A 22542-nucleotide genomic window follows, 5' to 3' on the forward strand; every position below is an offset into this window, starting at 1 on the left:
ACCGGCAGGCGACTTTGGTTGAGTTGACAGCATCGTGGCGACCGCCCGGATGCCAGTTCACACAGCTCAACGAAAGATCATCATCATGAAAAAGCTCTCCTCTGTTCTTGTCGGCCTCGCGCTGGTTGCCTCACTGAGCGCATGCGGCTCCTCGCCATCCGTCTCAAAGCCGAACGACGACGCAAAGCCGGCCGCCGAAGCAGAGGCCGCTGCAAAAGAAGGCACCCGCGAGAACCCGTACCCGCTCGGTTCGACTATTTCGGGTAAGGAATGGGATGTGGTCATCAACAGCGTCAACCTCGATGGGAACGCCGCGATCGCCGCTGAGAACCAGTTCAACTCGGCCGCGCCAGAGGGACAGACCTTTATCCTCGTGAACGCAACGTACACCTACACAGGAGAGACGTCGGCTTCGCCCTTTATCAACACGAGCATCGACTATGTGGCAGGCGACAACAAGGCCTACAAATCGAGTGACGTCTCTGTAGTGACTCCAGAGGCCGTTGGCTTTGATGAGCTCTTCACCGGCGGAAGCACAACGGGGAACACCTCGATCGCTGTTCCCGTTGCTCTTGACGGTGTCCTCCGTGTCACGGCCGACATGTTTGGCGACGGAGTATTTGTCGCGATCCGCTAACCCGACCGCGGCCTCCGCTATTCGATTCGCCCCACGTTCCAATTCTCACCAGCATTTCCTGGAATTTGGGGCGAATGGATGTACCAGGAGAGCTATCAGACCCAGGAAGTTTGACGACGAATTGACTGGGACAAGATCAACCTGAGTTAGGGGCTCATCCATTCGCCGCTCGTTGCGTTAATTCGCACCAGCATTCGCAACGGGCGGCGAATGGATGCGACTCGGCACGCGCCGGCCGGTCAGAGTTTCTTCTGCTGCTTCCGCGCGAGCTTGGCCAGGTCTTTGTCGATGAGGTACTGGATGCGAACGTCGCGTTTATTCCAGTAGTCGGCATCAACATTGCGACGGAGGGGATCGCCCTTGAGCATGTTCTCGAACGAGCGACTGAGCTCAAGCCAGGCATCCTGGCGGGCCTCTTCAGCCGTGGCACGCACGTAGTCGTCATCTTCGCGAAGGCGATTGAGCTGGGCGGCAAGCAATTCGTAGACCTCTTGGCGCCGAGTTGGCACCTCTGGCTCGTCAAAGACGGCGTCGCCGTGTCGAACCCACGCGGCAAACTTTCCGTGCCCCTTAGTGCGCGCGGCCTGGACCCGCTCGGCGTCCTCGTGCTTCTCATCGGCAATCGAGGCGAGCTCCTCGCGCACGGCCCGCATGACAGCGGCCTCATCGTACGAGGCCTGGTCACCCATTGCGTTCATGATGATGAAGTTCTTAGCGGCCATGCGCACAGAAACCTCAGCGATCATAACGCCCTGCCGCACAACTTCCTCAACGGGGGCGAGGGGCGGATCGACATGCTCAACCGCAGCGGATGCGTTGCCGGCGTTGCCGCGTCGGCGTCGAGAAAACCACGACATGACGGTGCGCTCGCTCCCTTCAACTTCGACGAATAGGGCCCGCTCGGACTCCGCAGATTTGAATGCCCGCGGCCATCGCGAAGGGGTACATTCCGAGCCTACTCGACACACGACCTGAACGCAGAACCCTCAAACATTTTGGGTTCCCACGGAGGACCAGCTCCACATCCTCACGTCGCGACGAAGCAGCAAAATCTTCACCGTTCGCGCCTTGTGCCGCTCGCCCCAACTGCGTAGTCTGGCGGGAGAGGGGCTGCTGCAATGAGGCACTCATCCGGGGTCTTTGGCGGTTCCATCACACAGAGCACCACGCGCAATTCACCGAAACCACTCGGTGGCGCAAGACACGGAAGCGAGAACCCAATGGATGCAAACATGGATATGAACATGGACATGTCGATGATGATGAAAAACATGGACAAAGCCCTCATGCAGGAAATGATGGAGTCGTGCATGGCAGCAGAGCAGGCCGCAATGGTCTGCGCCGACACCGATATGACCATGATGGGCATGGATGGAATGTCGACCATGGCGCGCTGCGCAAGCATGTGCATGAACGCCGCAGATATGGCTCACATGATGATGCGCATGATGAACCGCTCGATGGGCATGGACATGAAGTCGATGATGTCGATGATGAGCGCCTGCGAAACCATGATGATGGCCTGCGCGGCAGAGTGCTCAAGCCACGACATGGAGTGCTGCACTGTCTGCGCTCAGGCCTGCACCCAGCTGGCCATGTCCTGCGGAACCATGATGACCGCAATGAAGGCCATGATGCCGATGCAGTCAGCAACAAACGCCTAAACCGTACCTTCTCGTTGTAGCTCCTCGTTGGGCCATCGCCCTCGAGAGTGTTCTTGCGCGCAGATTTGTAACGCACGCACAGTAGCGCCCGGCTTCGTGCCGGGCGCTACTGGGTTAACACACTGGATCGGGGGCTGGATGCCCACGGCTCCTGCTGGTGGTTGAGCGGTCGCTATGCCGCAGCGTCGGTGATGCGCACGTTGAAGCGATCTCCGCCGACCGAGAGCACGTGATAGGTATTGTGAACCGAAACAGGGCTGCCAACCTCAACAAGTCCGCGGAGGTCAAGGTGGTGCCAGAGGGTGAGCTGGTCGGCGCGCTGCGAGCTGCCCTCCCAGAAGGTTGAAACGCTGATCGTGCCGTCAGCGCCGAAGCCGGTTACCACGTAGTCGCGCCACTGGCTCGGGGTTGAGGCGACAACACGTGAGAGTGCCATGTGCATGTGGAAGCCAGCCGAAACGTCAAGGGTGTCCTTTGTGATCGTCGTGTCGGGCGTAGCCGACCAGTTTTGCTGGCTCATAGTTGTTCCAGAGTAGGTTGGGTCTGCGCAAAAGCCCAGCGCCCCTGTCACACAGCGTCACAGACGCTGGCGCATGGTCTCCATTTCGCGCGAGGGACGCAAGAACCACGGGCATCGTCGATCCCGGCTGGGCGGACAGCGCCGCGAACAGGCGAGCAAAGCGAGGAGGCAAACAGCGCCGCGAACAGGCGAGCAGAGCAATGCTAGAGGGGTGTCTAGGGGCGCTCGCTAGCGGGACGGACGTCGCGCTTCGATCGTGACGGCCACCGGCATCCAGTGCGCTGGCCGTTGCAGCCGGCCTGGGATGCGCGTTGCCGCGTTTCCCCGCGCCGCGTTGAGTTGCATCTGGGTGACAAAGAGGGCGTCGCTCAGGTCGGCGTCTCGCAGATCAGTGTCACGCAGGTCAACGCCGATGAGGTCGGCTCCGCGCAGATCCGCACCGCGCAGATTTGCCGCGATGAGGTAGGCGCCGCGCAGGTTCACGCGGCGAAGATCGGTTGCCGCGAGGTCAACGCCAATGAGGTCGGCTCCCCTGCCGCGAGTGTGCAGCGTGATCGCGCGTTTTGCCGCAGTCGCTGTTGGCTTCCGCCGCGGTTGGCCGCCGTTGCCATCTGGGGTGTCGCCAGAGGCCTCCTCGATGTTGCCGCGAGCAGCGTCGTCAAGGGTATCGAAAGTTCGGGCTCGAACCGTGGCCGGATCCGGCGCACCAGCTTGGCGAGAGTTGCCCTTACCGTGAGTGATCCGTGTGTCGACAGGCGCGCCGTTGTCGGCTATTCCACTCGGCCGACGAGCCCCGCCCCGCTCGGTAGACCGCAGCAACTCGCTCACACTCAGCAGCACCTCGCTGACCAGCTGGCGCTGCGACCCGGCATCAACGTCACGCAGCCGGACTGCGGGAAGCAGCGTCATGTGTTCAGTCTCGGTCAGCAACCGGTTCACATCACCAAGCAACCCGGCAGTCTTGGCAGGAACGTTGACCGGCACTGCATCCGTGTCCCGCATCGCTTCGAGGCGCACACGCGCTTCAACCAAATACGCAAGGAGCTCGTGCAAGAGCCGCATAACCGGGAACGACTCAAGCAGCATTGCGGATGCCGCGGCATCCGTTCGCCAATCGACTCCGCCAAGGGTGTGCTGCGAAACCTTCTGGCCTGCTCCGTTGCAATCAAAGACGGTGCAGCCCTGATACCCGGAATCACGCAGGCGATCGTGGATGCCACAGCGCGAGTCCGACCGCAGGTTGACGCAGGCAGTGCCAGCCGGTTTATCAACGGCAAATTCAGACGAGGCTAGGAACGGCAGCGCTACGCAGCACAGGCCAAAGCAATTGGCACAATCGGCTACCAGACTCGCGGGACCGCCGGACGCGGCAAGGACCTCGGCGGTCATCATGTTGCCTCGGGTGGACGGGGTCGGGCGGCGGCGGTGCCAGCTGCGGGGTCTGCGCGATCTGCAGAGGCTGCGGGGTCTGGCAGGGCTGCGCGCATCGCGCTGTACGCGGCGAGCGCGTTCCCCCTGGTCTCGCGGAGGTCAACGATCGGGGCCGGGTAGGAAGGCGTGCCATATTCCGGGACCCAGCGGCGCACGTACTCCCCGTGAGGATCAAATTTCTTTGCCTGGAGTTCTGGGTTGAACACCCTGAAGTACGGAGCGGCGTCAACGCCGCTGCCGGCGACCCACTGCCAGTTGCCAGGGTTGCTTGCCTCGTCGGCATCCACGAGCGTGTCCCAGAACCAGGCTTCACCAATTCGCCAGTCGACAAGCAGGTTCTTGATGAGGAAGCTTGCGACCACCATGCGGACGCGGTTGTGCATGGTTCCGGTGTGCCAGAGCTCGCGCATCCCAGCATCCACGAGCGGAATCCCCGTGCGGCCGTCGCGCCAGGCGGCAAGCTCATCTTGGTCGGGCGTTGCCCACGGGAACGCGGCAAACTCGGGCCGAACGTTCTGCTCTCGAAGGGCAGGAAACGAAAACAGGATGCTCGTGTTGAATTCACGCCAGCCAACCTCGCTCAGGAATTTGGCCGCGTTGTTGGCGGCCTGACCAGTGACGCCGGCGCTTCGGGCGCGACGAACGGCATCCCACACCGCAAACGGGCTGATCTCTCCAAACCGAAGGTGCGGACTCAGCCACGAGGTGGTGCCGTCGGCAGGCTCATCCCTCAGGTGATAGTCGTCGATCCCGTCGTTCAGGAAGGCGTCAAGCCGCTCGTGTGCGCCGCGCTCTCCAGGGGTCCAGGTTGCTCGCAGCCCGCTGGCCCAGTCGGGTGCGGTCGGGAGGAGTCCCCAATCGGTGAGCGTGTCACTGTGCACTGGTGCCGAACGAATCCCGGTGGGCGCTGGCAGCGGCTCCCTCGGTTCCGGCGTCGCGAGACAGGCACGCCAGTAGGGGGTGAAGACGCGGAAGGGTGTTCCTTGGCCTGTCTGCACCGTCCACGGTTCGTGCAGCAGGTTGGCGTGAAAGCTCCTTGCCTCGCATCCGGCCTCGGTGAGCGCGGCCTTAATGGTGATATCCGCGTTACGGGCGTTGGTATAGCGCCGGTTCCAGAACACGGCGTCGGCACCAATTTCGGCGGCAAGGCCGGGAATGACCGTTGCGGCGTCACCGGCCCGAAGCACGAGCTTTCCCCCGATGGCGCCGAGGTCATCGGCAAGGGCGCTCAGCGAGTGGTGGAGCCACCAGCGGGATGCCGCCCCAAGCGCGCGGGGGGCGGCGCTGTCGGGGCCCGCCTCGGGGCCAACCTGGGAGTCGCCGGCGGCGGTTTCCAGCACATACACAACGATCGTTGTCCCGCGTGGCCCAGCGGCAGCAATCCCTGCTTGAAGCGCGGGGTTATCGGCGAGGCGCAGATCGTTGCGCAGCCAGACCAGCGCGACCGGCCCATCCGCTGTTCCCTCAGCCAAACGACTCGATTCGACCGATGTGGGATCGCCGGCATCGGTTCCGAGCGTCAAGGATGCGATCAACGGTTCTCCGTCTTGGTTTGGCGCTTACGCGTTGGCTTTTCCGTCACAGGTTATGTCGGGCGGGCGACGCGGATTCCGCGCGTTGGGTAGCCCCTGCCGCCGCGGTGATGCGATTCGCCATCCCGTTAAAGATAATGCCGTGGAAGGGCAATATCGAATACCAGTACAGGCGCCCCCATAGCCCCCGTGGGAAGAAGACCGCTCGCTGCGAGTAGCGGGAACCGGCGTTACCGTCCAGCGGCTCGGCGCTCATCTCTAACCAGGCTTTGCCAGGGACCTTCATCTCGGCCCTGAGCCGCAGCAGGCGGCCGCGTTCGAGCTGCTCAACTCGCCAGAAATCCAGTGCTTCGCCGACCTGGAGTCGGTCGGGGTTTCGGCGGCCCCTTCGTAGGCCAACCCCGCCAACGGCCTTATCCATCCACCCCCTGATGGCCCAGGCAAGTGGGAACGAATACCATCCGCGCGCTCCCCCGATGCCCTCGATGACTCGCCAGAGGTCAGCGACCGACGCCTCTGTTTCGCGAACGCGCAGATCGGTGTACACCCGGTATCCTGCCCAGTCTGGGTCGCTCGGCAGCGGATCGCTTGGGGCACCATCAACCGAAGCGTTCTGCCAGCTCGTTTCAATTTGTCCATCGCGCATCTTGTCGAGGGCGAGCCTGACGGCCCGACGGTAGCCGGTGAGTCCTCCTTCCGGCGGGCTCACAAACGCATCGAGGTCGAGTTCGCGCACCACGCAGTCATTCTGGAGCGATTCAACGAGCGGAATGGCAAGGCTGCGAGGGATGGGCGTCACGAGGTTGACCCAGTGGGCAGCAAGCCGCGGGGTAAGCACCGGCAGCGCAAGAATGGGGCGATGCGGCAGCCCGGCCTCTGCGGCGTAACCGTTCATCATGTCGGCATAGGTGAGGACGTCTGGACCGCCAATATCGAAGCTGCGGTTAACCTCGACTGGCACGTCAAGCGCATGGAGCAGGTAGTACAGCACATCCCTCACGGCAATCGGCTGGATGCGGTTCTTGACCCAGCGAGGCGCGGGCATGGCAGGCAGCACTTCCGTGAGATTTCGGATCATCTCAAACGAGGCCGAGCCCGAGCCAATCACGACGCCGGCCTGCAGCACAATGGCCGGGACGGTCGAGTTGAGCAGCAATTCGCCAACCGCGGTCCGTGACCTCAGATGCTGGGAGAGATTCGTTTCTGGGTGGAGTCCGCCGAGGTAGACAATCCGCTTGACGCCAGCCGCCTCGGCCGCCGCAACAACGTTGCTCGCCGATTCGCGTTCCGTGGTGTCAAAATCGCGGCGGCGCTGCGCCGATCCCATCGAATGCACGAGATAGTAGGCCGCGTCGATCCCGTCGAAGGCTGCCGCAAGTGATTCCGCGTCGAGCAGGTCGCCCTTCGCTATCTCCACGGCGCCGGCCCACGGCACATCCCTTAGGCGGTCTGGTGTCCTCGCGAGCACCCGAACCCGGTATCCGGCGTTGAGCAGGATCGGCACAAGCCGCCCGCCAACGTAGCCGGTTGCCCCGGTGACAAGGATGCGGCTGCCAGGCGGGAAAACAGGGCTGTGTGTCGTGGCATCCGTCTGGTCGCTCATGGTGAGCAGTTTAGGCCGGAGGGCGGTCCCCTGTCCCGGGGTTGACAGTCGCTGTTCGCGTGCGGCGGTCGTTTCCGAGGGTTCAGAAGGAATTTCAATTCCGACTATCTTTAACTACTTAGGTATGGCTATCCTTATTAACGGAATTACTCGTGTGGATGCGCGCCCAAACCCCCTCTCTCACAGGCGCCGGTCGTCCGCACATCAGAACAAGTCCCTTCTTCGGGCGCTCTTTGGCGCGCCCGAATGACGGGCGCCAACCCCAAGGAATCAGCAACTATGACGCTTCGCGCGGGACCAGCTCACAGCAAACCCCTCCCCATCGACCACACCGACCCCCGCCAATCAGCAGCTTCCCCAACGAGCGGACTCGCCAAGCGCGTCGTGAGCATCGCGCTCGGCACGCTCATGCTTGGTGGAATGCTGACGGCAGGTGCGGCATCCGCAACCGCCAACACGGTCGTCGCCTTCGACAACGCGGCCCTCGAATGGGGACTCAACGAACAGCATCAACTTGGCTCTCAATTTGGTGGCTGCGACTTCTTCTCGGCAGGAGCCTCTGACGGGTCTGCTACCCAATACCGCACGCAAGAAGGCAACCTGCACATCATCAAGCGGGCGGCCGACGGCACGGCCACTGCCGCGAGCAAGGCAACCCGCTGCACCCCGGCATCCCCAACCGTCAGCCAAGAAAACGGCCAACGGCTCCTCTTCAGCAAGGGTGTCGGCACAACCGACACCACAACCGGCGTGACCGAGATCCAGTGGACAGGTACCGCATCGATCAACTCCTACGGCGGGCTCGTGCCGTGGAACATCTTCGACCCAAGACTCGTAGTTGCGGCCGACGGAACCGGCCAGCTCCTCGCCGGCGTTGGCGGTTACGGCTCGTCGATGGATGACCCAAGCCAAAAGTTCCCCCTCAACCGCCAAAACAACATCACGCTTGCCCAGTTCAGCAATGTGACCGTCGGCGAATCAGGAATTACGGCGACGCCAGCCTTTGGCGGCATCGACTACTACCCCATCGAACAGGGAGTGCGTTCGAGCGTTTCGGCGATCACGCCACAGATCAAAATCCAGCGGCCGGGCTGGGGCTCGTGGCCAGAGAACTTCGTTGATTTCCAGTACCTCACCGGCCTCTCAACGTACTGGCACACGTCAGGCCTCACCGCCGACGAAAAGAAACCGCCGCTGCCGGTGACCGTCACCTTCGACTCAGGCGTGCCCGTCATGCCAGCCGCAATCGTGCAGCACCCAGTCAGCGCTACCGTCAGTTCAGGAGCATCCGTCAGCTTCAGCACCGAAGTTTCTGGCTTCCCCGTTCCCAGCATCGCGTGGCAGACCAAGACTCTGAGCGGCGAGTGGACAACCGTCGAAGGTGCAACGGACAAGAAGTTCACGATCACCAATGTCACCACCGCAGACCATAATGGGCTGAGCATCCGTGCCCTCGCCCATAACGAAGCCGGCGACGCCACCACAACAGAGGCAAAACTCACGGTCGATACCGCCTCCGACATCGTCATCACCAAACAGCCGACGTCTGTGACGGGCAAGGCTGGCGGAATCTTCCGCCTCAGCGTGAGCGTTACCGGCTCGTCGCCGCAATACCAGTGGCAGCGCTCAACCGACAGCGGCGCGACCTGGGCAAACTGGGGAACAAATACGGCAACCACAAGCAACCTCGCATCTGCATCGGCCGCAAATAGCGGAGACCAGTACCGCGTACTCGTGAGCAACGGCGTATCCGATCCCGTGATCTCGGATGTGGCCACGCTGACGCTCACAACGCAGGCTCCCGTCTTCACCGCCAACGCTCTCGACGCGATCGGCTTCGAGGGAGGAAAAGTGCTTCTCCGCGCCTACGGCAACGGAGCTCCAGACCCAACCTGGTCCTGGGAAACCAGTGCTGACAATGGCTCAACCTGGTCAACCTACCCAAGCAGCGGCAGCACCCTCCTCTACGTCGAAAACCTCACCAAAGAGATGAACGGCAACCTGTTCCGTGTTCGCGGCGCAAACGGCGTTGGTGAGGATGCGGTATCTGAGGCGCGCAAGGTGACGGTACTGCCAGCCCTCGAGCGAGGCAGCATCTTCACGTCAAACGGAAACCTCAAGCCAGAGACCGTCAACGTCCTCTCGGTCAGCGGAGCAGGCTACACCGTGCCAGATTCCTACACCGGCTTCATGCGTATCGGTTTCATGGAAGAAGAGAAGTGGAACGCCGCTGCGCCGAACAAGGACAACTTTGTTGGCGAGAGCGGAACCATTTACGCGGCGACGCTCAAACGCGATGCCGGGGCATACGCCCGCACCCTGACGATGCCAGCTGGCGCGTTTGACCCCGCAAAAAAGTACGTCTTTGTCACGTTCAGCAGCGTGGCAGGCGACGGCGCGCTCACGAGTGCGGCACCGGCGATTCTTGCCGGGGACATCCTGACCGGGGCCGCTGCACCCCACGAGGTTGCTGACCCGTCGGCGAGCGCCAGCATCAACGAGACAGACCTCGGCCTCGGCACGGCAAAGGCCGGCGAAACCGTGACCGTCAAGAATCTCGAGCCCTTCGCTTGGTTCCACACGACGGTGTTCTCGGAGCCAACCGCACTCGGCTGGTTCAAGACCGACGCTGAGGGTTCCTTCGACGTCACGCTTCCGTCCACCCTCAGTGCGGAAACCCACTCGGTTGTCCTGCAAAACCCTGCGGGCCTGTTCCGCGCGTGGCAGCCGGTCTCGATCGAGGCGGTGGATGTTGAGGTGCCGCCAACGACGCCTGGTACGGGTCCCGGAACGGGTACTGGTCCTGGAACGACGCCGGGCTCTGGCGGTGACGGCTCGGGTAACGGCAGCGGCTCAGGCGGTGACGGCTCGGGTGACGGCGGCTCAGGTAACGGCAGCGGCTCGGGTAACGGCAGCTCAGGTAACGGCAGCTCGGGCAACGGCGGCGTTGCCTCAAGCGGTTCGGGCGCGCTACGCAACGACGCATCCGCTGCTTCCTCCGCAGGTCTTGCCGTAACCGGCATCGGCCAGGCAGAAGGCCTGCTCCTCGCGGCATCCGCGCTTGGCCTTATGCTCATGGGGGCGGCACTCGCGCTGCGCCGCCACCCGCGCGACCACTAGATCGGCCGGCCACAGGCCGCACCAACAGATCTGACGCAAGAGTTCCTTCCCGCCCCCGGGAAGGAACTCTTGCGTCACATCTGCACCCCATACTCGCCCGCACTCACGTGCGGACGAATCGAGGTGACCCAAATGTGTCTATTTCTCGGAGAATCCACACATTTGCGTCATGTGGTTGGGGCAGCGCACTGGATCGGGGATGGGAGGTTCGGTCTTGTGAGCGTGAGGGCGCTTCGCAGTCGGTCCGTCCCCGCGCTACCCCTCGCAGCTGACGAGACCGACCACAGCAAATGAGCCCGGTGCTACCTCGCACAGCCAATGGCATCTGACCCACCTCACACGGCCGGAGTACTCAACGGCAGCATGCGGAGGCACCACGCACCATCGGGCAGCCACCAGCCGGCACCCGCGATCCACCAGCTGCCAGCCGGCATCCGGCAGCCACCACCCGGCATCCGACGTCCAGCAACCGCCACCCACTAGCCACCAGCCGGCACCGGCACCCGACATCTACCAGCCGACATCCGACATCCGACATCTGCCAGCCGGCATCCGACATCCAGCACCCGACATCCGGCCTCCGCCAGCCACCAGCTGCCAGCCGGCAGCCACCACCCGGCATCCGACGTCCAGCACCCGTCATCCACCAGCCACCAGCCACCAGCCACCACACCACTACCGCACGTGGCCAACACCGTTCCAGATGAGGATGGCCGCGAGCGCAAGCATCGCCGCGCTGGTCACGATGAGGGTGTTGCGCACGAGCCAGTGGCTCGTGGCCTCAAGCCAACCCTCTACCTTCGTGTTCCCAAAGAAGTAGGCGAGGATGGGCGCCGCAATGGTGAAGGAGGCAAGCGCCGTAAAGATCACAATCGCGAGGAAGCTCTGGGTGAAGTTGAGTTCCGGCGAGCCGATGAGCAGCCCGGTCGCGATCGCGATCAGGAGGTTTTTCGGGCGGAAGGCCGCGTAGAAGAAGCCGATCGTCACGGCGTGCCCAACCGAGAGCTTATCGGCGGCGGTCATCCATTTTGGCAGGGCGTCGCCTGTTGACGATCCACCGGCCTTTCGGCGCCACTGGACGACGGCAACAACGGCGAGCAGGATGCCAAGGCCAATCTGCAGCCATCCAAAGAGCGGCCCAGGTTCGGCCCCGGGCATTCCTTTTCCGGAGGAGCCGGTTGGCAGCAGGAGCGAGATGAAGGTGAACGCCGTGACGGCAACCGCGATGCCACTGACCCAGCCAAAGGCGAAGCCAACGCTTGCGCTTTTTGAGCCGGGCGAGATGAGCATAAGGATGGTTCCCATAATGGGCACGGGGCTGATTGCGATGCCGAGGCTGAGCGCCAAAATTTCAATAAAGACAGTGCCCATCGTGGCCCCCTTCCATTCTTCGTACTGCTGTCAGACTATGCGATACCGGCGCACCGAGTCATTCGTTCTGCGGCGGTTCCGCGCGTTCATTCTGTTGGTCGTTGACCGAGCCTATTGCAGCGACGAGGTCAGCCGTGCCAGGTTGTCGGGGATCTTCTGTCGCCACGGCCGGTTCATCCATTCGCTGGGGTCGAGTTGGATGCTGGCCGCGCGATAGTCGTCTTCCACCCGACGCAGCGCACTCACAAAATCGCGCCCCTGCACCATGACTGAAACCTCCATGTTCAGGCTAAACGAGCGGATGTCCATGTTCGACGACCCGATGATGGCGACGTCCTCGTCAACGCTGAAGTGTTTCGAGTGCAGCACGGTTGGCGAACGGTAGAGGTAGATCTTGACTCCTGCCCGCAGCAGCGCTTCGTAGTACGACCGCTGGGCGTGGTAGACGAGTGTCTGGTCGGCAACCTCAGAGGCGAAGAGCTCAACCTCAACCCCCCGGGCCGCAGCGGTCACGATCGCGAGCAGCGCGGATTCGTCCGGCACAAAGTAGGGGCTCGTGATGCTGATTCGCCGCTCGGCTTTGTGGATGAGCGCAACAAAGAGTTTGAGATTATTTTCGTTTTCAAAGCTGGGGCCGCTCGGGATGACCTGCGCATCCACGAGGTCTGGGTCGCTTCCGATGACAACTGGCGTGGTATCAAGTTCGAGCAGGTGGCCCGATTCGCTGAACCAGTCAGTCACAAAGACGGCATCCAGTTCTCGAACGAGCGGGCCCTCGACCCGCATCATGAGTTCGTGCCAGTGCAGGCCGCGGCGAATGTTTCCAGGTTTGAGGTAGGTGGAGTCGATGAGGTTTTGTGAGCCGGTGAACCCAATGGCACCGTCAACAACGACAAGTTTGCGGTGATTTCGCATGTCGGGCCGTTGCCAGTGCCCGCTGAACGGACGGAGCGGGAGCATTGGCATCCATTCGGCACCCATGTCGGCAAGGATTTGTCTGGTCTCTGCCCGACGCGGGAACTGTAGGCCCGTGACGTAGTCTGAGAGCACCCGCACTGATACTCCCCTTGCCGTCGCCCTTGCGAGGGCGTCAAAGAACGGCGCGGTTGTCTGGTCGTGCACCAGGATGTAGAACTCAACGTGCACGTAGTCAACGGCGGTATCGATCGCCTCGATCATCGCCGTAATCGAACCGATGTAGTCGGGCAGCAGCGCCACTCGGTTGCCGCCGACCATTGGCAGCGAGCCGAGGTTGACGTTGAGTCGCACGAGCGAGCTGAGCCAATCGGGCCATTCTTCGCGATGGCCAACCGCGTCAAGGCCTGGCGTGCGTTCGTGCATGAGCCGGTTGATCTGCGCCTGCTTTTCGCGACGGTCTCGTGGCAGGCGTCCGATACCAACAAGCAAGAATGCGAGCGCACCCAAAAACGGGATGAACACGATCGCAAGCACCCAGGCGATTGCCGAGGATGGCCGCCGGTTTGCCGCGACAAAGACGGCGGTGATGATGACGATGAGCACGTGGGCCGCGGTCAGCAGCGCGCCAACGAAGTATCCGGTGGTCATGATGTCTCCGCTTGCGTGCGCATTTCATCAATCTAGTGGACGCCGTGGCCAGCGCACGAGCGTCACGCCGAGTTCACGTCTTCGAACATCAGTGGTGTCTCACTGCGGCTGACGGTTGGCGCGCGATTGAGGTCCTCGCGCAAATACCTTGCGTAGCCGCCAGGGGTCCGACCCTCGGTTCGGCCAGACGTCAGCACCCAGCACTCGTCGGTTGCATGGCCGTGAATGCCAGCGGCAATCAGCCGATCAACGAGCCCTACGTCCTCATGCTCGGATATCCGCGCGAATCCGCCACAGGAGACGCAGTGATCAGCTCTGAAGCCGAGGTTCGCGCCGTGGACGTGGCCGTTTGCTTTCCCGGGGGTGTGGGTTGCCCGCCAGGCGGCAAGCTGCTGCGGGCTGAGGTCGTCAGGGTCTGGCCTGACGGTTCCAATCATGAGGCCAACGCCGGAACGTGCGAGGTCGTATTGGTGCGAGAGCCAATGCTCGGGCACAACAGAATCGGCGTCGGTGTTGGCCACCCACACGTGCCGGAGCGGTCGATGCCCAAGCACGCGGAGGGCGTGCACAACACCGGCTGATCGCGCAGTTCCGACGCTCCGTGCGTCGATGATCAGCGGTCGAATAGTGCCTCCTGATGCCCGCCTCGCCTCGTCGACCAGCGCTGCGGTACCGTCGTCGCAGGCATCCAACACGCAGATGACGGCCACGTCTGGCCCCGGCGAGCGGCCGAGCACCGTTGCGTGCGCGGCCAGGTGGGCGACGGCATCCAGCACCGAATCGAGGCACCGTCCGACAAGTTCTTCTTCGTTGCGGACGGGGATGACAACGGCCATGGCCGAGATCACGGCGCTCATGGGCGAATCAGGCCTTCTGCCGCGGCAACAGAAATCGGGTCCCCGACCACAAAGACTTCGAGCAGCAGGTCATGCTCAATATGCGAGACCACCCTGTTGAGGTCGAGGCGGCGACGGATGATGTGGTGCACCTGGTCGCCGGTCAGCGGATACTCGGGAACGAGGTGCCGCCAGTGGCAGGCAAGAAGCGTTCCACCGGGCCGCAGCGCGCTGACGGCGCGGTCGAGCACGGCGGTCACGTCTTCGGCGCTCCAGTAGTAGGCCACCTCTGAGAGCACGATGAGGTCCCAGTCCCCTTCTGGCCACTCCGCTGGAATGCTCAGCCGCTGAACCGTTGCGTGTGGAAGCGAGGTGAGGCGTTCCGCCGCGCGTTCGCAGGCTGCCGAGGCTGCATCAACGGCAAGCAGCTCGTTGCTGCGTTCCGCAAGCCTGGCCGTCAGTATCCCAGTTGCGCACCCGATTTCAAGCGTCGAGGTGTAACGCTCGCGCGGAAGTGCGGCCATGGTGAGGTCTCGCTTTCGCCGCTCATACCAGCGGGTCTGGAATCCCCACGGATCGCTTTTTCCCCGATAGAAGTTGTCAAAAAACTCGTGCCCAAGGCTCGCGCTCCGTTCCGAGGCTCGCTGCGGCTCGATGAGAATTTCAAAGTCGCGCTCAAAGTGCTCCTGGATGTGCCGCCCAATCATCACTTCGTCGCCAGGCAGGTCAGAGAGCGGCCGAGTCTGGCTCACGTGTTGGTTAAGTGCCTCTCGCTTTGCGTGCCGTTCGCGCGAGTCGAGGCGCATCCGAAACATCCGCCGCCAGGGAACAGCCGGGTCGCTCGGCTCGGCCCAGTGCCACAGCCAGATCGGATATTCGAGCAAGCGGATTCCTTCCTGTTCAGCAACGTGTTCGGCGACGGCGGCCACAACCCGGTGATCGCGGTGCCCATCCCCACGCCACGGCGAAAGGAGCAGCGCGCTCCCCCGTTCGGTCACCTCGGTGAGTTCCGCGCGAAGGGTCTCTGCAAGTTGCTGGGCAAGGGGATGCTCCGCAAGCGTCTCGCCGCGCCCCTCTCCCATCCGCCCGTCTGGCAGACCGGCAAACACCACCCGTGCTTCTGGTGCGACCAATGCTAGGGCCGCAAGCACTTCGCGGCGCCGCCAGTCGCCAAGCTCGGCGGGCGTGTGCGTCGGGGATTCTGGATGCGATGCTTCGCCATCCGTCGCCATGACGAGCGTGATGGCGATCCCCTGCTGCGCAGCGCGTGCGATAAGCCCGGCCGCACCAAGCGTTTCGTCGTCTGGATGCGCGGCAATCACGACGAGTCGGGTAACCCCGTCGAGGGTTATTTCGGGAAGCTCGTTCCAGAGCGGTGCGCGCATCCACTCCGCTTCGCTCGTTCCAGGGTCTCGGTGGCTGAACGCTACCATGGTGCCACCTCGCTGTCATCGGAGGCGAGGAGCTTCCGCCCGAGGGATGCGAGGTCTCGGTCGGCGTGATGCTGGCGGATGTACACCATGAGGTCTGCGACTCGTCGCGCGTGATCTTCGTCGAGGGCAAGTGGTGCCGGACCGAGGGCGTGGCCGGCCTCGCCGATAACACGCTCTGCGGTTGCGGCCGCATCTGCCCTGACGCGCGCTGCGGAAAGGACGCCGGAACGCTGCGTGTGCGAAGCGCCGGCCGAGGGCGGTTCAGCGTGATCGTCTGCAACATGGCTGCGCGCAGTGGCCCCCGCCGCATCAACGCTGTGTGCGGCCTCCGCGAGCAACGCGCGGCTCCCGCCCAGCAAAACGTCGAGCCGGCCGATGGCGGTGAGCATGAGTTGGTCAGGCTCCGTGTTCGGATTCATCGCGGCCGCAGCAACGCGCCTTGCCACACCAACGGCACCCCCGTACCAGCAGGCGGCGACGCCGAGGCCGCCCCACCAGAATCCGGCTCGGTCAAGATACCAGCCGGGGTCACCGACGGGAACGGCGACGGAGTTCTTAAAGGTCACTGGCGCGCTGACGACCTGTTGCAGGCCCCGCGACGCCCACGGGCCTTCGTGGGCGGACACATCCTCTGTGCGCAGGTTGACCACGAACAGCTGGCGCGCGCCCTCGTCGTTGATCACGGCCGTCACAAGCGCGTGCGAGAGCTGCCCGGCAAGCGAGCACCACGGCTTATCGCCGGTCAGCACCCAGGCGCCGGGCCCTGTCTCCGTTGCGCGAAGGGTCGAGGCCGGGCCCTCTGCGGCAAACACACCCCACGAGCTCAGTGGGCCGGCGCCGACCGAGGCAAGGTCAGTTGCAGGCGGCGCCTGTCGGAAAATGGCAAGGGCGTCGAGGTGGGGTTCAAGGATTCTGGCAATACCAACGTCCCAGGCCGCGGCAGAGGCGAGGAGGCTCCAGAGGAGAGACGTGCTTCCCTCACCGGGAAACGGCGCTGAGGTGCCGACCCCAACCGCCCAGTCGATGACCTCGCGGGTATCAAACGGCCGAGTTGGAAATCCGGATGCCCATGCCGCAAGCGCTTCGTCTTGCTGCCCCGCCGCGAGCGCAACGCTGGGAGGATAGGTGCCGATCCGCACGGCGCGCGGGCTGCCGTTGATCCGATACTCGGTGAGCATGCGAGCCTCCCTGTTGCAAACGTGATTCCCCCTGTCTACGACCGCAACACGGCTGTGTCAAGGGTTCGAGGGGGCATTGACACCGCGGCCATGAACCGCGTATGACCGGCGGTATCTTGACCCCCGAACACGGGAGTATGCTGAGCGGCAGGTTCGGCGAAGGAGTTGAGATGCACACGCAATCACCGCACGAACAATCGCGCCGCAGGGCCCTCGATGAGGACACCCGCACGACCAAGCGATGGATCATCGGCGAGCCGCTCCCGAGCGATAAGCTCGAAGGTCAGCTGCTCTCCAAGCGCCTTGCGCTTCCCGTGTTTGCGAGCGATGCCCTCTCAAGCGTTGCCTACGCGCCCCAAGAATTGCTCATGATCTTGCTCGTTGGCGGCCTGAGCTTCCTGACGTTTGCGCCGTGGGTTGCAGCGGCGGTTGTCTTCCTGCTGATCGTGGTGGTGGTGAGCTTCCGCCAGCTCGTGCGGGCCTATCCTTCCGGCGGGGGTGATTACGAGGTAGCTCACCGTAATCTTGGCCGAAGGGCCGGTGTTGTTGTTGCGTCTGCGCTGCTCGTTGACTACGTCTTGACGGTCGCGGTTTCGGTTGCGAGCGGGGTAGACAACATCCTCTCGGCCGTTCCTGAGCTTGGCCCATACCGCGTCGAACACGCCGTCGGATGTGTGGCCGCCCTCGCCGCAATTAACCTTCGCGGCGTGCGCGAGTCGAGCAAGGCCTTTGCCGCACCGACGTACCTCTTTGTTGCCAGCATCGGCATCATGGTCGCGGTTGGCCTCATCCGCACGCTCGCAGGAGACCCGCCGATCGCTGAGTCGGCGCAGTACGGGGTGCAGGCAGAGTCGCTCACGCAGGCCGGGATTGTGTTGCTCATCCTTCGCTCGTTTGCGAGCGGCTGTAGCGCGCTCACAGGAGTCGAGGCGATCTCAAACGGCATCCCTGCGTTCAAAAAGCCGAAGGTGCGCAACGCGCAGCAGACACTCGTCTGGATGGGGGCAATCGCCATCGCGCTGTTTGTTGGGCTCATCGCGGTCGCGCTCGTGAGCGGTGTCCACTACGCAGAAGACGCCTGCCATCTGGTTGGGGTTGCAACCTGCGAATCCGCAACCCAGCGAAGCCTCATTGCCCAGATCGCCTCGGCGACGTTTGGCAATAACAGTGTGCTGTTTTATGTCGTACAGGCCACGACCGCCGCGGTGCTGCTGCTTGCCGCCAACACGGCGTTTAATGGGTTTCCCATGCTTGGGGCTATCCTTGCGCGCGATTCTTACGCCCCGAAGGCGCTGAATACTCGGGGCGACCGGCTCGTGTATTCAAATGGGATGCTCGTACACTCGCTCAGCGCCATCGTGCTGCTGGTCGTGTTTCAGGCGAGGCTGACAAGCCTCATCCAGCTGTACATCATCGGCGTCTTTGTGTCGTTTTCGCTGGGGCAGATTGGCATGGTGGTGCATTGGCTTCGCGCGCTGCGCAAGCTCCGTTCCCGTCAGAGCGTGAGACGAGTCATCCTCGGTCGGCTCGCGATCAACGGGCTCGGCGCTGCAATGACCGCCAGCGTGCTTGTTGTGGTAACCGTTACCAAGTTCACGCACGGTGCCTGGATTGTCTTTGCGATTATGCCTGTGCTCTCGCTTGGCATGCTCGCCATCCACCGCTATTACGGCTCGGTGCAGCGGGAAACACGATACGGCACGGTCGAGGCCGCTGCAGAAGAGGTCGCGTCGCAGCCAGTTGGCGATCACGCAATTGTGCTCATGGGCATCTTGCAACGGCCAACGGTCAAGGCCCTCGACTACGCCATAGCCGCCGACCACGCATCGCTTGAGGCCGTTCACGTCTCAATAGACGCCGAGTCAACGGCTGCCCTGCAAACGGCCTGGGTGGATGCCGGGCTGAGCACACCCCTTCGCATCCTGCCCTCCCCCTACCGCGACGTCGTCACACCGCTCCTTCGCTACCTCGTCACGCGTCGCCACGAGCACCCCGACGAGATCGTCACGGTGTATCTCCCCCAGTACATCGTTGGCCGTTGGTGGGAAAACCTGCTGCACAATCACAGGGCGAACCGGCTGCGGCAGAAGCTGCTGCTTGTTGAGGGCGTCTCGATCACGCTGGTGCCGTGGCTGCTCGAATCGTCGTCTCGACTGTACCGCCGGGCGCCAAGGCCGCTTCCTGGGCACGAGCGTGCCGGTATCCCGCTGCGCCCAGGACGCAAAAAGAGCTGACCTCGCTGGCCGCAATGTGTTAGGGTTACAACGTAATTTTTCGGTGCCAAGCACCCAACAGGAAGGAGTAGCCAAATCATGATCACAACATTTACCGTGACGGTGAGCGTCTCTACCTTCCGCCCCTTGGCCGCATAGCTTCGTTTGAGAAGCTCTTCCCTCGCGGGCACGGCGTGATGCTCAAGTCACCCGTAGCTGCCGTCGCGTTCAGGAGACGTCTCGTCTGAGCCGTTCGGGTCCGTCACGCTCCGACACTATTGCTCGGTGAGAGACGAAGGAAAGCCGCTCTACCGCACTCCGCAGAAACAGCCACTCCCCCAAGCATCCGATCCACCGGTTCAACGCGCCGGTTCCACTCGCTGGTGTTCCTCAACACGGTGTTCCTCAACCCGGATCACCTGGAGACCACGCTCACGGCCGTTCAGACCCCATATTCGTTGCATCACATATCCGCGGGATTATTTGTCCCTTTCACCCGGTTAAGGAAACACATGACCAACCACAACGACACCCATCCGCCCTCAGGGCCGGTAACGATTCCTCGCCCCGGCTCAGCACCGGAGGCGGGCGAGGCAGTTGCCGCCGCACCACATGAACAAACCTCCGCCGCTGCACGGCCGGTCGAGAACCCGCTCGATGGCAAGCTCTCGGTCCGCGACCGCCTGGTCATTACCATCTTGCTCGTCTCCACGTTTGTCGTGATTCTTAACGAGACGATCATGGGTGTTGCCCTTCCTCAACTCATGAGCGATCTCGGCATCCTCGCGAGCACTGGCCAGTGGCTGACGACGGCCTTCCTGCTGACCATGGCGGTCGTCATCCCAATCACTGGCCTCCTGCTCCAGCGGTTCAATACCCGCCCCGTCTTCGTCACCGCGATGACCCTGTTCAGCATTGGTACGCTCGTCTGCGCGCTCGCCCCAGGATTCAGCGTGCTGCTTGCCGGTCGCGTCATTCAGGCGAGCGGAACGGCCATCATGATGCCGCTGCTCATGACCACCGTGATGACCCTTGTTGCCCCACAGTCGCGAGGCAAGATCATGGGAACCATCTCGATCGTCATGTCGGTTGCGCCCGCTCTTGGGCCCACCATCTCCGGCATCATCCTGAACGCGCTGAACTGGCGCTGGATGTTCTGGCTCGTCCTCCCCATTGCCCTCGCCGCGCTCGTCTTCGGTCTCGTCCGTATTCCGAACATCACCGAGACACGCAAGGTTCCAGTCGACGTGCTCTCGGTCATCCTGTCGGCGTTTGCCTTCGGTGGAGTCATTTACGGGCTCAGCACCATTGGTGAGGCGGCAAACGGCGGGGAGGTCTTGCCCCCGTGGATTCCGCTCTCCATTGGCACGGTGCTCATGGTGGTCTTCATCCTTCGCCAGCGCTCGCTCGAAAAAACTGACAGCGCCCTGCTCGACCTGCGCACCTTCCAGTCGCGCACGTTCAGCATTTCGGTTGGCATGATGGCTGTGAGCATGATGGCGCTGTTTGGCACCATCATCCTGCTCCCGATCTACATGCAGCAGGTGCTTGAGCTCAAACCGATTACCACCGGCTTGCTCTTGCTGCCTGGCGGTCTGCTGATGGGTCTACTCGGCCCAATTGTTGGCCGCATCTACGACCGTAAGGGTCCAAGGGTGCTGCTGGTTCCCGGAGCTGTCCTCGTCAGCCTCGTGCTGTGGTCGATGACGCTGCTCAATGAGAACACCCCGTTCCTGTGGGTACTGGTCGCCCACCTGTTCCTGAGCGCTGGCCTCGCGCTCATGTTCACGCCGCTGTTTACGGCGGGACTCGGGTCGGTTCAGCCGCGCTTCTACTCCTACGGGAGCGCAATCGTGGGTACGGCGCAGCAGGTTGCCGGTGCAGCAGGAACTGCCCTGTTTATTACCGTTATGTCGGTTCAGACGGCGGCTCAGGTTGGGAACGGAGTCGAGCTCATCCCCGCAACGGCGAGCGGCATCCACTTTGCGTTCCTCTGCGGGGCGATCCTGTCGCTCTTCCCAATCGTTGGTGCCTTCTTCGTGAAGAAACCAGAAGATCAGGAAGCTCCACACCACTAGCGGCTGAGGCCGGCACCCGCAACCGACGCTGCGGGTGCCGGCCTGCTCTGGCACACACGCAGCGTTCACCCGGCTCACTGACCCGACGCGGTACAGTAGCCGGGTGAGCTTTGACACCCTCGACGGCGCACGCCGCAACTACCAGGCGCTGCGCTACCAACCAAATGCACAGGCCATCCAGTCGTTCCGCGAGTTTGCAGAACGCCAGTATCCTGAGGCAAGCAAGGCAGCTTCCGGCTCCATCTTTGCGCGAATCCTTGTGATCGTTGTCATCGCCCCCATGCTCTTTTTCCTCTTCCTCTCGATGCTCGGGATGCTCGTCAGCGTGGTGAGCGGCAGCTCGTCGCCCCTCTATTTTGTGGCAGGGCTTGTTGTCACGCTGATCCTTGCGGGCGCCTGCGGCTTTGGAATCTGGGCCTTTGTCAAAGGGCTAAGAAGCGGTGGCGTCTATCCTGCGTGGTTCAAGCTGTTTTATTTCGCTAACGAAAACGGTTTCCGCTTCACACCGCTGACCACAAATCCCTTTTACCCTGGCATGATTTTTAACATCGGCAGTGGGCGGCAGTCAAGCAACCGCATCCACAGCGCCCCAAATCAACGGTTCTTTGACATGGGCACCATGAGGTTTGTTACCGGCTCAGGCAAGAATCAGACCACCCACATCTGGGGCTATCTCACGTTCCAGCTCGACCGGCGACTCCCCCACATCGTGCTCGATTCGAAGCAAAACAACGGCAACCTCTTTGGTCTTGAGATGAGCAACTTGCCATCCTCCTTTTCCAAAGACCAGCGACTCTCGCTCGAAGGTAATTTTGACGATTACTTCACGCTGTACTGCCCAAGCCAGTACGAGCGCGACGCCCTCTACGTACTCACCCCAGACCTCATGGCCCTCCTCATCGACCACTCAGCGCCCTTTGACGTCGAGATCGTGGATGATCTGGTCTTTGTGTATTCGCAGCGCGGCTTTGACCTCTCCGACGAGGCCCTCACCCGCAGGTTGTTCGGCATCCTTGACACGGTCGGGGCGAAGACGCTCCGCCAGTCGCACCGCTATGCCGATGATCGTGTGCCTGACAGCTCAATGAATGTTGTCGCCGTTCCCGGTCAACGGTTGCGGAGCCGCTGGTGGGTGGCCATCGTCACTGCCCTCGTGATCGTGTTTGGGCTTCCGCTCCTTGGCATTCTCACCACGATGATTGGCGGCTTGATCGCGGTGTTGACAGGTTCAGGCCGCTAGCAGGGCCCTGTTCTTGGCTGGTTACGCCAAGGGCCGCATCCTGGCCAACGGATAGACTGATACGCACGGCTCCTCAACCCGACAGACGGATTAATGACACTCACACCACACGAAGCGCCA

Annotated in this window: 16 protein-coding genes; 6 read left to right on the forward strand and 10 right to left on the reverse strand. The window is 62.6% G+C overall.

What is annotated here, in order from left to right; translation table 11 throughout:
* Positions 1 to 85 precede the first annotated feature (85 nt).
* Positions 86 to 637: a hypothetical protein gene (locus tag FHX76_RS05890; protein WP_167148838.1), complete on the forward strand. Its 552-nt coding sequence runs from the start codon at positions 86 to 88 to the stop codon at positions 635 to 637.
* 239 nt (positions 638 to 876) lie between these two features.
* Here the strand turns inward: FHX76_RS05890 and FHX76_RS05895 are convergent, their stop codons facing one another.
* Positions 877 to 1494, reverse strand: coding sequence for a hypothetical protein (locus tag FHX76_RS05895; RefSeq protein WP_167148840.1), 618 nt, complete (start codon positions 1492 to 1494; stop codon positions 877 to 879).
* Between the two features lie 375 nt (positions 1495 to 1869).
* Here FHX76_RS05895 and FHX76_RS05900 point away from each other — a divergent pair, with 375 nt between their 5' ends.
* Complete coding sequence (locus FHX76_RS05900) at positions 1870 to 2301, forward strand: four-helix bundle copper-binding protein (protein WP_167148842.1); 432 nt, start codon at positions 1870 to 1872, stop codon at positions 2299 to 2301.
* Positions 2302 to 2473: 172 nt separating this feature from the next.
* On the opposite strand, the gene FHX76_RS05905 is transcribed toward FHX76_RS05900, so the two are convergent.
* The 4 genes from FHX76_RS05905 to FHX76_RS05920 all read right to left on the reverse strand — a co-directional run bounded on the left by FHX76_RS05905 (position 2474) and on the right by FHX76_RS05920 (position 7387).
* Entirely contained in the window at positions 2474 to 2821 is a 348-nt protein-coding gene (locus FHX76_RS05905; RefSeq protein ID WP_167148844.1) for a hypothetical protein, read from the reverse strand.
* 228 nt (positions 2822 to 3049) lie between these two features.
* A complete protein-coding gene (locus tag FHX76_RS05910) occupies positions 3050 to 4213 on the reverse strand; it encodes a pentapeptide repeat-containing protein (protein WP_243848586.1) in 1164 nt (387 codons plus the stop codon).
* On the reverse strand, positions 4210 to 5724 hold the full coding sequence (locus FHX76_RS05915; RefSeq protein ID WP_167150378.1) for a cryptochrome/photolyase family protein: 1515 nt from the start codon (positions 5722 to 5724) through the stop codon (positions 4210 to 4212). Before FHX76_RS05915 ends, FHX76_RS05910 begins: the two co-directional genes overlap by 4 nt.
* A 106-nt stretch (positions 5725 to 5830) precedes the next feature.
* Positions 5831 to 7387, reverse strand: a complete 1557-nt coding sequence (locus FHX76_RS05920; RefSeq protein ID WP_167148846.1) for an SDR family oxidoreductase — start codon at positions 7385 to 7387, stop codon at positions 5831 to 5833.
* Between the two features lie 279 nt (positions 7388 to 7666).
* Between FHX76_RS05920 and FHX76_RS05925 the strand changes: the two genes are divergently transcribed.
* Positions 7667 to 10507 carry an immunoglobulin domain-containing protein gene (locus FHX76_RS05925; RefSeq protein WP_167148848.1) on the forward strand — a complete coding sequence of 947 codons (2841 nt, stop codon included), beginning with the start codon at positions 7667 to 7669 and terminating at the stop codon, positions 10505 to 10507.
* Positions 10508 to 11182: 675 nt separating this feature from the next.
* Here the strand turns inward: FHX76_RS05925 and FHX76_RS05930 are convergent.
* The 5 genes from FHX76_RS05930 to FHX76_RS05950 all read right to left on the reverse strand — a co-directional run bounded on the left by FHX76_RS05930 (position 11183) and on the right by FHX76_RS05950 (position 16891).
* A complete protein-coding gene (locus tag FHX76_RS05930) occupies positions 11183 to 11878 on the reverse strand; it encodes a GAP family protein (RefSeq protein ID WP_167148851.1) in 696 nt (231 codons plus the stop codon).
* A gap of 111 nt (positions 11879 to 11989) precedes the next feature.
* Complete coding sequence (gene cls / locus FHX76_RS05935; RefSeq protein WP_167148853.1) at positions 11990 to 13444, reverse strand: cardiolipin synthase; 1455 nt, start codon at positions 13442 to 13444, stop codon at positions 11990 to 11992.
* A 62-nt stretch (positions 13445 to 13506) separates the two neighbouring features.
* A complete protein-coding gene (locus FHX76_RS05940) occupies positions 13507 to 14301 on the reverse strand; it encodes a glycosyltransferase family 2 protein (RefSeq protein ID WP_167148856.1) in 795 nt (264 codons plus the stop codon).
* The gene (locus FHX76_RS05945) at positions 14298 to 15713 is read right to left on the reverse strand and encodes a bifunctional PIG-L family deacetylase/class I SAM-dependent methyltransferase (RefSeq protein WP_167148858.1); all 1416 of its coding nucleotides are present in this window, start codon (positions 15711 to 15713) and stop codon (positions 14298 to 14300) included. The genes FHX76_RS05940 and FHX76_RS05945 overlap by 4 nt, the downstream gene beginning before the upstream one ends.
* Positions 15707 to 16891 carry an acyl-CoA/acyl-ACP dehydrogenase gene (locus FHX76_RS05950; RefSeq protein ID WP_167148860.1) on the reverse strand — a complete coding sequence of 395 codons (1185 nt, stop codon included), beginning with the start codon at positions 16889 to 16891 and terminating at the stop codon, positions 15707 to 15709. Before FHX76_RS05950 ends, FHX76_RS05945 begins: the two co-directional genes overlap by 7 nt.
* A 170-nt stretch (positions 16892 to 17061) precedes the next feature.
* Here FHX76_RS05950 and FHX76_RS05955 point away from each other — a divergent pair, with 170 nt between their 5' ends.
* The 3 genes from FHX76_RS05955 to FHX76_RS05965 all read left to right on the forward strand — a co-directional run bounded on the left by FHX76_RS05955 (position 17062) and on the right by FHX76_RS05965 (position 22422).
* Positions 17062 to 19125, forward strand: coding sequence for an APC family permease (locus FHX76_RS05955; protein WP_167148862.1), 2064 nt, complete (start codon positions 17062 to 17064; stop codon positions 19123 to 19125).
* Positions 19126 to 19616: 491 nt separating this feature from the next.
* Positions 19617 to 21182, forward strand: a complete 1566-nt coding sequence (locus FHX76_RS05960; protein WP_167148864.1) for an MDR family MFS transporter — start codon at positions 19617 to 19619, stop codon at positions 21180 to 21182.
* 103 nt (positions 21183 to 21285) lie between these two features.
* The gene (locus FHX76_RS05965) at positions 21286 to 22422 is read left to right on the forward strand and encodes a hypothetical protein (protein ID WP_167148866.1); all 1137 of its coding nucleotides are present in this window, start codon (positions 21286 to 21288) and stop codon (positions 22420 to 22422) included.
* The last annotated feature ends 120 nt before the right edge of the window (positions 22423 to 22542 follow it).

This window comes from Lysinibacter cavernae, from assembly GCF_011758565.1.
GTDB classification, from domain to species: Bacteria; Actinomycetota; Actinomycetes; order Actinomycetales; family Microbacteriaceae; genus Lysinibacter; species Lysinibacter cavernae.

Coding starts and splice junctions, on each gene's coding strand:
- FHX76_RS05890 (WP_167148838.1), top strand. CDS start 86: ATGAAAAAGCTCTCCTCTGTTCTTGTCGGCCTCGCGCTGGTTGCCTCA.
- FHX76_RS05895 (WP_167148840.1), bottom strand. CDS start 1,494: ATGTCGTGGTTTTCTCGACGCCGACGCGGCAACGCCGGCAACGCATCC.
- FHX76_RS05900 (WP_167148842.1), top strand. CDS start 1,870: ATGGATATGAACATGGACATGTCGATGATGATGAAAAACATGGACAAA.
- FHX76_RS05905 (WP_167148844.1), bottom strand. CDS start 2,821: ATGAGCCAGCAAAACTGGTCGGCTACGCCCGACACGACGATCACAAAG.
- FHX76_RS05910 (WP_243848586.1), bottom strand. CDS start 4,213: ATGATGACCGCCGAGGTCCTTGCCGCGTCCGGCGGTCCCGCGAGTCTG.
- FHX76_RS05920 (WP_167148846.1), bottom strand. CDS start 7,387: ATGAGCGACCAGACGGATGCCACGACACACAGCCCTGTTTTCCCGCCT.
- FHX76_RS05925 (WP_167148848.1), top strand. CDS start 7,667: ATGACGCTTCGCGCGGGACCAGCTCACAGCAAACCCCTCCCCATCGAC.
- FHX76_RS05930 (WP_167148851.1), bottom strand. CDS start 11,878: ATGGGCACTGTCTTTATTGAAATTTTGGCGCTCAGCCTCGGCATCGCA.
- cls (WP_167148853.1), bottom strand. CDS start 13,444: ATGACCACCGGATACTTCGTTGGCGCGCTGCTGACCGCGGCCCACGTG.
- FHX76_RS05940 (WP_167148856.1), bottom strand. CDS start 14,301: ATGAGCGCCGTGATCTCGGCCATGGCCGTTGTCATCCCCGTCCGCAAC.
- FHX76_RS05945 (WP_167148858.1), bottom strand. CDS start 15,713: ATGGTAGCGTTCAGCCACCGAGACCCTGGAACGAGCGAAGCGGAGTGG.
- FHX76_RS05950 (WP_167148860.1), bottom strand. CDS start 16,891: ATGCTCACCGAGTATCGGATCAACGGCAGCCCGCGCGCCGTGCGGATC.
- FHX76_RS05955 (WP_167148862.1), top strand. CDS start 17,062: ATGCACACGCAATCACCGCACGAACAATCGCGCCGCAGGGCCCTCGAT.
- FHX76_RS05960 (WP_167148864.1), top strand. CDS start 19,617: ATGACCAACCACAACGACACCCATCCGCCCTCAGGGCCGGTAACGATT.